Raw genomic sequence first — 9,094 nt, 5'->3', positions numbered from 1 at the left:
GACCAGCTCGACGGCTCTACTCCCTGCCAGAAGATGACCTTGCGGGAGTTGGTGGCCCACGTGGGCGGGCTCGGCGTGGCCTTCGCCGCGGCGGGCCGCAAGGACCTGGGTGAGCTCACCAACACGCCACCTGGCGAAGGCGGCTACCACCTTGACGACGATTGGCGCGCGGTCTACCCGGGCAATCTTGCCGGACTCGCCGAGGCGTGGCGCGACCCCAGCGCGTGGGACGGCATGACCCGCGTCGGTGGGGTCGACCTACCCGGTGAGGTGTGCGGCATGGTCGGGCTGACCGAGGTCGTCGTGCACGGGTGGGACGTCGCCGTGGCCACCGGTCAGCCCTTCGAGGTCGACGACGACGTCGCCGAGGCGGTGCTGGCGCACCTGGCCAGCTTCACCGCGGATGGACCGGTCGAGGGGCTCTTCGATGCTGCCGTCGAGATCGACTCGGATGCCCCGTCCTTCGAGCGAGCGCTGGCCTTCAGTGGCCGGAATCCAGGCTGGCGAACCAGCTAAGCCGCTGCCATGGCGAAATAGCCTTCGCGGACGCTCGAAAAGCGGGGCTGCCAGCTCGTTTCGGCCTTGAACCTGGCGTTGCTGACGCGCAGTGACCGGGTCAACGACGTGAGCCGGTCACCGAGCAGGAGCCCCAGCCGCCCCGGCCCGCTGAGCCACGGCCGCGTCCCGACGGCGGCGAAACAGGCTTCCGCATATTCGTGCTTGGTGGTGGGACGGTCGTCGACGACGTTGTACAGGCCGCCGGGACCTCGCAGCGCGGGCAGGATCGCGGCCGCGGCGTCGGCCACGTGGATGGACGAGATGAAGGAGTCCGCCCGCCCAGGCACGAACCCGACGTGCAGACGCGCGAGCTGGAGGAGCTGTTCGCTGTGCGCAGCACCGCGGCCGTAGAACACGCCGAACCGCAAAATCGTCCCGGTGCCACCGGCTTCGGTGAACCTGCGGGCGCTGGCCTCGGCGCCGTGGTTGCCCGTGGTGATCGGGTAGTGATCGACGGCATGCCCCTCGTCGATCCATTCGTTGCCACCGTCGGCGTAGAGCATCACCACCGATTCTTGGATGAGTCTTGGCACCCGGGCGGTCAGCGCTGCGTCGACGACGGAGCTCGATCCCTCGATCCGCACCCGCTCACACGCCTGCCAGGCCGACCGCCGCCAAAACGAAGTGGTTGGTGGCAAGGCGGAAGCGAGGTTGACGACGGCCTCGTGGCCGGCGAATGCGACGGCCAGCGCGTCGCGGTCGAACAGGGACACCAATACCGGTGTCGCGCCCTGCTTTTCGAGGACGTCGGCCTTGGTGTCGCTGCGGGCCAATGCCGAGACGGAATGCCCGGCGTCGACCAGTGCCGGAACCGCGTAGCTGCCGATGGCGCCGGTGCCGCCGGTCACGAAGATGCGCATCCGATGACTACCCGCGCTCGAAGACGATCGGGACGGTCAGCGGTCCGCGGATGGCCGGGGTGTCGCGCCATGTCACCGGGCCGGCGAGCACGGGCCGGCGGCCCAGGATTCGGGGCAGCGCAGTGGTGATCTCCAGCCGCGCCAGGGCCGCCCCGAGGCAGTAGTGCGCGCCGTACCCGAATGACAGCGGGGCGGGGCCGGTGCGGTCGAGTCGGAAGGCGTCGGGCTGCTCGAAGACGGCGGGGTCGCGGTTGGCGGCCGCCACGGCGACGAGGACGCTCTGGCCGGCGGCGACGTCGACCCCGCCGATGCGGTGGTCGTGGGTGGCGGTGCGCACGGTCGACTGCACGGGCGCGTCCAGGCGCAGTAGTTCGGTCGCCACCGCGGGATCGGCTGGATCGACCTCGTCGGCGAGGCGGACCCCATCGGCGCCGGGGGTGAGCAACCGGACCAAGCCCGCACCCAGCAGGTTGGCGGTGGTTTCGTGCCCGGCGACCGCGATGAGGATCGTGGTCATGACGACGTCGTCGAGTTCGAGATCCGGGTCGGCGGCGATGAAGCTCAGCAGGTCGTCGCCGGGGTGCACGCGGCGGTCGGCGGCCAGCGACAGGAACTGCGTCACGAGGGCCGCGGATGCACCCGCGCCGGCCCGAACCTCCTCGGTGTCGGCGAGAGTGCCCAGCATGCGGATGATGACCGGTGACAGCTCGCGCAGCAGCGCCGAGGTCGAGGGGTCGAGGTTCAGCCATTCCCCGACGACGGCGAGTGGGATGGGCAGGGCGATCTCGGACATCAGGTCGAATGCCGTGCCCGTCGGTGGGTGGTCGCTGACCGCGGCGACGACGGATTCCACGCCTGCGGCGAGGTTCGCGATGAACGAGGGGGTGAAGACGTCGCGGACCGACCCGCGTAGCCGCTGATGAATGGTCCCGTCGGCGAAGAGCATTGAGCGGCGGGTGAAGGCCTCACTGATGGGGTCCATCGAGTCCCGGTTGGCGGGGTTGGCCAGGGGATCGCTGGACCAACCGGTGCCGCCGAGCACATGCCGTGCTGCGTCGTAGCCGAGGACGAGCCATGCCTGGGCGGTGTCGTCCCACCCCCCCTCTCCACCGCCGCGCCGCTCTTCGTAGAACGGATAGGGGTCCGCGGCATGCCATGGCAACCGCGGCGCGCCGGTGTCAGTGCTCGTCATGGTGATCCATCCCGTAGGGCAGGCCGCGCTGGCGCAACCAGTCGTCGTGCGCCTTGCCAAGGTCGGTGATCGGTGCGGCGACCCCATCCATGTCGTCGAGTAGGGACCGCGCGTAGAAGGTGGCATTGAGCGCAGTGAACACGGCGTTCATGGACAGGTTCAGGCGGGAGAAGAACACGAAGTCCGGTGGTACCTGCATCCGTCGGACGGGATGGTCCGCCGCCCGGATGTCGATGAGCGCGTCCACGGCCCGGCTGGAGGCCTCCGGCGTGTAGGTGGCCGGCTGCGGAATGAGCAACTCGTGAAGGATAGCCGTATACCACTGGTAGGCCTCATCGGCGGTCAGAGTGGATTCCTCAGTGAGGAAACCACTTTCAACCATTGCGGCTCGGAGGTCGTCGCGGCGGCCGTCGATCGTCGCGCGCACCATCACGACGATTCTGCGCCGCTGCGGTTCAGCCAGCCGCTTCACGCAGCCAAAGTCGACGAACCCCACCGAGCCGTCCACGCCGAAGCGATAGTTTCCCGGATGAGGGTCGGCATGGAACAGATTTGCGTGCCGGTAGGAACCCGTCACCATGCGGGAAATCACCTCGGCCCACGTGTTCTTGAGGTCCTGATCGGCTGCCAGTGCCGCGGCCCAGTCCAGCCCGTCCAGATAGGTCATGGTGAGCACTCGATCTCCGGAAGCCTCGGGGATGACCTGCGGGATGCGGATGAACGGATGTCCGACGTAGAGATCGTGAAAGGCCGTGACGTTGGTGGCCTCGTGCCGGTAATCGACTTCCTCGGAGATTCGCGCGGCGATCTCCTGCGCGGCCGCGCGCAGATCGAGCACCGTCGCGCCGACGAAACGGGAAACCGTCACCAGGAGTTCGGTATTGGCCAAATCACTGCGGATCGCCTCGGCCACGCCAGGGTATTGGATCTTGACGGCCACCTGGCGGCCGTCGGGCAACACCGCCCGGTGCACCTGGCCGATGGAAGCCGCGGCCATCGGCTCGTCGGTGAAGTCGGCGAACACCTGGTCCACCCGCCGCCCCAATTCCCGTTCCAGCACCTCGCGAGCCAGGGCGGGGTCCATCGGCGGCGCGTCGGCTTGCAGTCGCGTCAGCGCCTGCTGATAGGGCGACAGTTCACCGCTGCCCACCGTGCCGGCGTCGATCAGGGAGAACATCTGGCCGGCCTTCATCAGCACGCCCTTGGAATGACCGAGCAGTTCGGCGTAGCGCTCCGCGGTTCGCTCGTGGAAGCGCACGACCGCACCCTCGTCGCCCGCCTTCTCCCGCAGACCCGCCACCATGCGTCCGCCGGCCGCCCGTGCGGTGAAACCGGCCAGCGGCATGGTGCGGCGAACCCGGCCTTGCGGGACCGAACGGTCGGAATCCGACATCGATCACTCTCCCCAAACGAATGCTGCTAAAGTATCCACTTTCCTACACTAAGTGTTTACTTTGGAGCGGTCAATGGTGGAGATGACTCGGGATCGACTGGTCACCGAGGCGATGCGCTTGTTCAGCAGGCAGGGCTACAAAGCCACCAGCGTCGCCCAGATCGAGGCCGCCGCCGGCCTGACCCCCGGTTCCGGTGCGCTCTATCACCACTTCAAATCCAAGGAGCTCCTGCTGGAGGCCGGTATCGACCGGCAACTCGACCGCCGCAGCGCCATGCGCGACATCCGCGCCCTATTCGCCGGTCTTGGCGACCTGACCACCGAACTCACCCTGCTCGGCCGCTATCTGCTCACGGTGCTCGACGAAGAGAGTCAGCTCCTACAGGTCGCGGCCCGAACGCCGGCCGCTCAGTCGACCCGCCTGCACGACGCCTACGCCGCCCTCGTCGAAGGTCTCTACGCCGAACTCGCCGATTGGCTTCACGGTTGGGCGCCCGAGCTCAGCGCCACCACGGCCATGAACATCGCGGTCGTCGGAATCGACGCTCTCATCGGCCGTCGGACCACCGGCATCCTGTTCCACACGCCGGCCAACCAAACGCCCGACGAGCAGTACCTCACCGAATGGACCACGCTGCTCGCGCTACGGATCCGCGAAGCCAATGCAGAGATCGACGGCGCGGAGCCTTGAGCGCGCGGGCACACTGGAGTCATGGACCCAGTGACGGCGCTGCGCCAGATCGCCTACTACAAGGACCGCGCCCGCGAGGATTCCCGCCGGGTGATGGCCTACCGCAATGCCGCCGACGTCGTCGAACGACTCGACGACGCGCAGCGCGAGAAGCACGGCAAGGCCAACAGCTGGCAGTCGCTCCCAGGGGTGGGCCCGAAGACGGCCACGGTCATCGCCCAGGCGTGGGCCGGCCGGGAACCCGACGCTCTGGTCGAATTACGTTCTGCTGCCAAGGATCTCGGCGGCGGTGAAATCCGTGCGGCACTCAAGGGCGACCTGCACCTGCACTCCAACTGGTCGGACGGATCGGCGCCGATCTCGGAGATGATGGCCGCCGCCAAGTCGTTGGGTCACGAATACTGCGCGCTGACCGACCACTCGCCGCGGCTGACCGTGGCCAACGGTCTGTCGCCCGAACGCCTCCGTGAGCAGCTCGACGTCATCGACGAACTGCGAGAAACGTTCGCGCCCATGCGAATTCTGACCGGTATCGAGGTCGACATCCTCGACGACGGCAGTCTCGATCAGGAGGACGACCTGCTCGATCGGCTGGACATCGTCGTCGCGAGCGTGCACTCCAAACTCAAGATGGACTCTGCGGCGATGACCCGCCGCATGGTGCGGGCGGTGTCCGACGGCCAGGCCGACGTGCTCGGCCACTGCACCGGAAGGCTGGTCGAAGGCGGCCGGGGCATCCGCGCCGAATCGAGTTTCGACGCCGAGAAGGTCTTCACCGCGTGCCGCGATCACGGCACCGCCGTCGAGATCAACTCGCGGCCGGAACGACGGGACCCTCCTACGCGCCTGTTGACGATGGCCATGGAGATCGGCTGCGACTTCTCCATCGACACCGATGCCCATGCCCCTGGCCAGCTGGACTTCCTCGGCTACGGGGCACAGCGAGCCCTCGACAACGGTGTGCCGGTCGAGCGGATCGTCAACACCTGGCCGGTGAAGAAACTGCTGGAGTGGACGAGGGCCGGGTAGGAACTAGAGGTCGCCGGAGTAGTCGGCGGTGAGCCACCGGTCTGGGCGCACGATGAACAGCACGCTCTCGACCTCGCGCATGCCCTCGACGAAGGCGCGCCCACCTTCGTCACCGAGGTACCGGATGGCGATGGCTTCCCGCGCGTCCTCCGGAGCGGGCTGGATGACGTCGACGACGCTGCCCTCGACCACGACGTACTGGTAGGGCGGCTCTTCGCGTTGCACGACCAGCGTCACCGCGCCGGCCGCCTTGATGAGCTTGGCCTTTCGTGAACCCGCACCGGTGTTGATCCGGACCAGGCCGTCGGAGGTGTAGTCGTACCAGATCGGGACACTCGCGGGCGGACGCCCATCGGTGGCGGCGACGGACAGCACGCCCACGTGCTTGGCCGCGAGAAAGGCTTGGCGTTCTGATTCGATGAAGACTCTGCTCATACCGCCGGGCAACCCACCACCGTCTGGGGTTATTCCCCTGCGGTGCGCTACTCCGGGAGCATTGGCATCTCCAGTCCAGGATCGCGGCCGACGAGGACGCCGCGCATCACCGAGGCATTTCCGAAGCGTTGACGGACCTCGTCGACCGCCGAGTCCAAGGCGATCTGGTCGGCGGCCGTGGTGAAGGGCAATTCCAACTGCTGCGCGCCGTCGCGGTCGATGTTGGACACCGCGAAACCGACCAGCGTCAGACCCCGCTCGGCGATCAGCGGTGCCGCAGTGGTCACCAAAACCCTTGCCGCAGAGAGGATGACGTCAGTGGACGCAGTGGCCCTCGGTAGCGTGTGGGAGCGGGTGACCCGGCTGAAGTCGTTGAACCGCAGACGCAGCACGACGGTGCGCCCGGTGCGATCGGACGTGCGCATCCGGCGCGTGATGCGATCGACCAGGTTGACGACCACGGCATCGATCTCGCTGTGCGACATGGTGTTTCCCGAACGACCCAGCGCGCGCTGAGCTCCCACCGAGCGCCGTCGCACGCCGGTGACGACTCGGCGGCGGTCGATGTTGTGCGACAACGCGAACAGTTGGTGGCCCATGCCGCCGCCGACGATCGAGCCGAGCATGGACTCGCTCAGCTCCGCAACGTCGGCAACGGTGTGGATACCGTGGGCGTGCAGCTTGTCGGCGGTCTTGGCGCCGACACCCCACAGCCGCCGCACGGGCAATGGGTGCAGGAACGCCAACTCGCGGTCGGGCGGAACCAGCAGCAGGCCGTCGGGCTTGCCTTCCTGGCTGGCTACCTTGGCGAGGAACTTGGTGCGGGCAATGCCGACGGTGATCGGAAGGCCGACCTGGCTGCGGACCTGCTCTCGCAGTTGGGCCGCGATCTGGACGGGGGTGCCCGATACGCGGCCCAGCCCGCTCACGTCGAGGAACGCCTCGTCGACCGACACCGGCTCGACAAGGGGAGTGGTGTCGCGGAACACCTCGAACACCGCGGCGCTGGCCTCCGAATACGCGGCCATTCGAGGCGGCACGACGATGGCGTGTGGGCACAGCTGCCGAGCCTGGCGGCCGCCCATCGCGGTGCGGATGCCGTAGGCCTTCGCCTCGTAGCTCGCCGCGAGCACCACGCCACCGCCGACGATCACCGGACGGCCGCGCAGCGAGGGGTCGTCGCGCTGCTCGACCGACGAATAGAACGAGTCGAGGTCGGCATGCAGGATCGTCGCCTCTCCCGACGGCCGTATCGACACGAACATATGTTCGCATTGACGTCCGACGAACACCAGGCCCGAGCGTGGCAATGGCGCTGCTCGCGGGCTACTGGCTCTCGCCGTAGATGCTGGTCAGCCAGATGTGTGCGAGGGTGTCGACGATCCGCTCCGTGGCGACGGCGCCCTCCTCGGCGATCAGCGTCGCGGTCATCGTCCGCTCGTTCATCAGGTTCAACGACGTGGCGAGATCGCGGGCCGCAATCGTGATGGGAGCTGCGCCGCGCGCCCGCTCGGCCTCGATCAGCGCCGCGGTCTGGTCGATCCACTTCTGCATGAAGGTTGACCACACGGCGCGCACGTCGGGGCTGCTGGCCACTGCCTCGGTGCCCGCGCGGGCGACCACGCCGTGGGATCCGAACGAATTGAAGAACGTGCTGATGCCGTCGCGAAACGCTCGGCGTGGATCGGTGGGCAGGTTCTTCGCCGCACCGTCGAAACCCTTGTCGGCCCGCTGGATCAAGGGTTCCATCAGCGCGAGCAGCACGGCTTCCTTGGACGCGAAGTAGAAGTAGAACGTGGGGCGCGACAGGCCCGCACCCTTGGCCAGGTCATCGACGGAGATGTCGGCGAACTTCTTGTCCTCCAGCAGGCGTTCGGCGGTCGCGAGGATGGCTGCCTCGCGGTCATCGCCCGACGGACGCGTCGAGCGACGTCCCCGTCCGGATCGGGCCGTGCTGGTTGTCGTCACCGGGGTTACTTTACGGCATGTTGAAATTTTCAACACACTGTTGACCTATTCAACACCGTGTTGATAACGTGTCGGCATGACCGAACACCTTGACGTTCTGATCGTCGGCGCCGGCATCTCCGGCATCAGCGCTGCCTGGCACCTGCAGGACCGTTCGCCGTCGAAGACCTACGCGATCCTCGAACGCCGCGAGAACATGGGCGGCACGTGGGACCTGTTCAAGTACCCCGGCATCCGGTCGGACTCCGACATGTTCACCCTCGGCTTCCGATTCAAGCCGTGGACGTCGGCCAAGGCCATCGCCGATGGCCCGTCGATCTTGGCGTACATCAAGGAAGCCGCCGCCGAGAACGGCATCGACGAGAACATCCGCTACAGCCACCAGGTGACGGCCGCCGAATGGTCCGACGCCGACAACCGGTGGACGGTCACCGTCGACACCGGCGACGGCGAAGTCACGATGACGTGCTCGTTCCTCTTCGCCACGACCGGCTACTACAACTACGACCAGGGTTACTCGCCGACCTTCCCGGGCGCCGAGGACTTCGCGGGCACCATCGTTCACCCGCAGCACTGGCCCGAGGACCTCGACTACACGGGCAAGAAGATCGTCGTCATCGGCAGTGGCGCCACCGCCATCACCCTGATTCCCGCCCTGATCGATAGCGGCGCCGGCCACGTGACGATGCTGCAGCGCTCACCGTCCTACGTCGGCAGCTTGCCCGACGTCGACCCGATCGCCGAGCGGGTCAACAAACTGTTGCCCACCAACGCCGCTCACGTGGTCAACCGGTGGCAGGCCATCTTCGTTGGCACCGCCCGGTATCAGCTGGCCCGCAAGTTCCCTAAGTTCATGCGCAAGACGCTGCTCACCATGGCCCAGCGCAGGCTCCCCGAGGGCTACGACGTCGAGAAGCACTTCGGCCCGAGCTACAACCCATGGGACCAACGGCTCTGCCTAGCCCCCA

Annotated in this window: 10 protein-coding genes; 4 read left to right on the top strand and 6 right to left on the bottom strand. The window is 67.4% G+C overall.

All coding sequences use genetic code 11. The features are described from left to right. The coding region (locus QOD90_RS18160; protein ID WP_526352189.1) for a TIGR03086 family metal-binding protein at positions 1-516 on the top strand (516 nt) is incomplete at its 5' end. Here QOD90_RS18160 and QOD90_RS18155 read toward each other — a convergent pair. From QOD90_RS18155 to QOD90_RS18145, 3 genes are read right to left on the bottom strand one after another with little or no spacing between them, the layout of a single operon-like run. Continuing rightward, positions 513-1,418, bottom strand: coding sequence for an NAD-dependent epimerase/dehydratase family protein (locus QOD90_RS18155; RefSeq protein WP_526352187.1), 906 nt, complete (start codon positions 1,416-1,418; stop codon positions 513-515). The two genes, QOD90_RS18160 and QOD90_RS18155, sit on opposite strands and share 4 nt — an antisense overlap. Before the next feature lie 7 nt (positions 1,419-1,425). Next, a complete protein-coding gene (locus QOD90_RS18150) occupies positions 1,426-2,610 on the bottom strand; it encodes a cytochrome P450 (RefSeq protein ID WP_526352185.1) in 1,185 nt (394 codons plus the stop codon). Continuing rightward, on the bottom strand, positions 2,597-4,003 hold the full coding sequence (locus QOD90_RS18145) for an ABC1 kinase family protein (RefSeq protein ID WP_526352183.1): 1,407 nt from the start codon (positions 4,001-4,003) through the stop codon (positions 2,597-2,599). The genes QOD90_RS18150 and QOD90_RS18145 overlap by 14 nt, the downstream gene beginning before the upstream one ends. A 73-nt stretch (positions 4,004-4,076) precedes the next feature. On the opposite strand from QOD90_RS18145, the gene QOD90_RS18140 reads away from it, so the two are divergent. Next, a complete protein-coding gene (locus tag QOD90_RS18140) occupies positions 4,077-4,694 on the top strand; it encodes a TetR/AcrR family transcriptional regulator (protein ID WP_526352181.1) in 618 nt (205 codons plus the stop codon). Between the two features lie 21 nt (positions 4,695-4,715). Next, the gene (locus QOD90_RS18135; protein ID WP_526352179.1) at positions 4,716-5,723 is read left to right on the top strand and encodes a PHP domain-containing protein; all 1,008 of its coding nucleotides are present in this window, start codon (positions 4,716-4,718) and stop codon (positions 5,721-5,723) included. 3 nt (positions 5,724-5,726) lie between these two features. Here the strand turns inward: QOD90_RS18135 and QOD90_RS18130 are convergent, their stop codons facing one another. From QOD90_RS18130 to QOD90_RS18120, 3 genes are all read right to left on the bottom strand, one after another. After that, positions 5,727-6,158, bottom strand: a complete 432-nt coding sequence (locus QOD90_RS18130) for a pyridoxamine 5'-phosphate oxidase family protein (RefSeq protein ID WP_526352177.1) — start codon at positions 6,156-6,158, stop codon at positions 5,727-5,729. A gap of 47 nt (positions 6,159-6,205) precedes the next feature. Beyond that, entirely contained in the window at positions 6,206-7,423 is a 1,218-nt protein-coding gene (gene dinB, locus QOD90_RS18125) for a DNA polymerase IV (protein WP_526352175.1), read from the bottom strand. Between the two features lie 61 nt (positions 7,424-7,484). Then, on the bottom strand, positions 7,485-8,126 hold the full coding sequence (locus tag QOD90_RS18120; RefSeq protein ID WP_526352173.1) for a TetR/AcrR family transcriptional regulator: 642 nt from the start codon (positions 8,124-8,126) through the stop codon (positions 7,485-7,487). A 76-nt stretch (positions 8,127-8,202) separates the two neighbouring features. Here QOD90_RS18120 and QOD90_RS18115 point away from each other — a divergent pair. Beyond that, the coding region (locus QOD90_RS18115; protein WP_526352171.1) for a flavin-containing monooxygenase at positions 8,203-9,094 on the top strand (892 nt) is incomplete at its 3' end.

The sequence above is a fragment of the Mycobacterium sp. genome (assembly GCF_032161845.1).
Lineage (GTDB): Bacteria > Actinomycetota > Actinomycetes > Mycobacteriales > Mycobacteriaceae > Mycobacterium.
Note: the sequence above shows the minus strand (reverse complement) of the source record. Positions and strands in the feature narration are given on the sequence as shown.

What these genes read in the sequence shown, in the direction of transcription:
- QOD90_RS18155 (WP_526352187.1), bottom strand. Translation starts at nt 1,418, where the DNA reads ATGCGCATCTTCGTGACCGGCGGCACCGGCGCCATCGGCAGCTACGCG.
- QOD90_RS18150 (WP_526352185.1), bottom strand. Translation starts at nt 2,610, where the DNA reads ATGACGAGCACTGACACCGGCGCGCCGCGGTTGCCATGGCATGCCGCG.
- QOD90_RS18145 (WP_526352183.1), bottom strand. Translation starts at nt 4,003, where the DNA reads ATGTCGGATTCCGACCGTTCGGTCCCGCAAGGCCGGGTTCGCCGCACC.
- QOD90_RS18140 (WP_526352181.1), top strand. Translation starts at nt 4,077, where the DNA reads ATGGTGGAGATGACTCGGGATCGACTGGTCACCGAGGCGATGCGCTTG.
- QOD90_RS18135 (WP_526352179.1), top strand. Translation starts at nt 4,716, where the DNA reads ATGGACCCAGTGACGGCGCTGCGCCAGATCGCCTACTACAAGGACCGC.
- QOD90_RS18130 (WP_526352177.1), bottom strand. Translation starts at nt 6,158, where the DNA reads ATGAGCAGAGTCTTCATCGAATCAGAACGCCAAGCCTTTCTCGCGGCC.
- dinB (WP_526352175.1), bottom strand. Translation starts at nt 7,423, where the DNA reads ATGTTCGTGTCGATACGGCCGTCGGGAGAGGCGACGATCCTGCATGCC.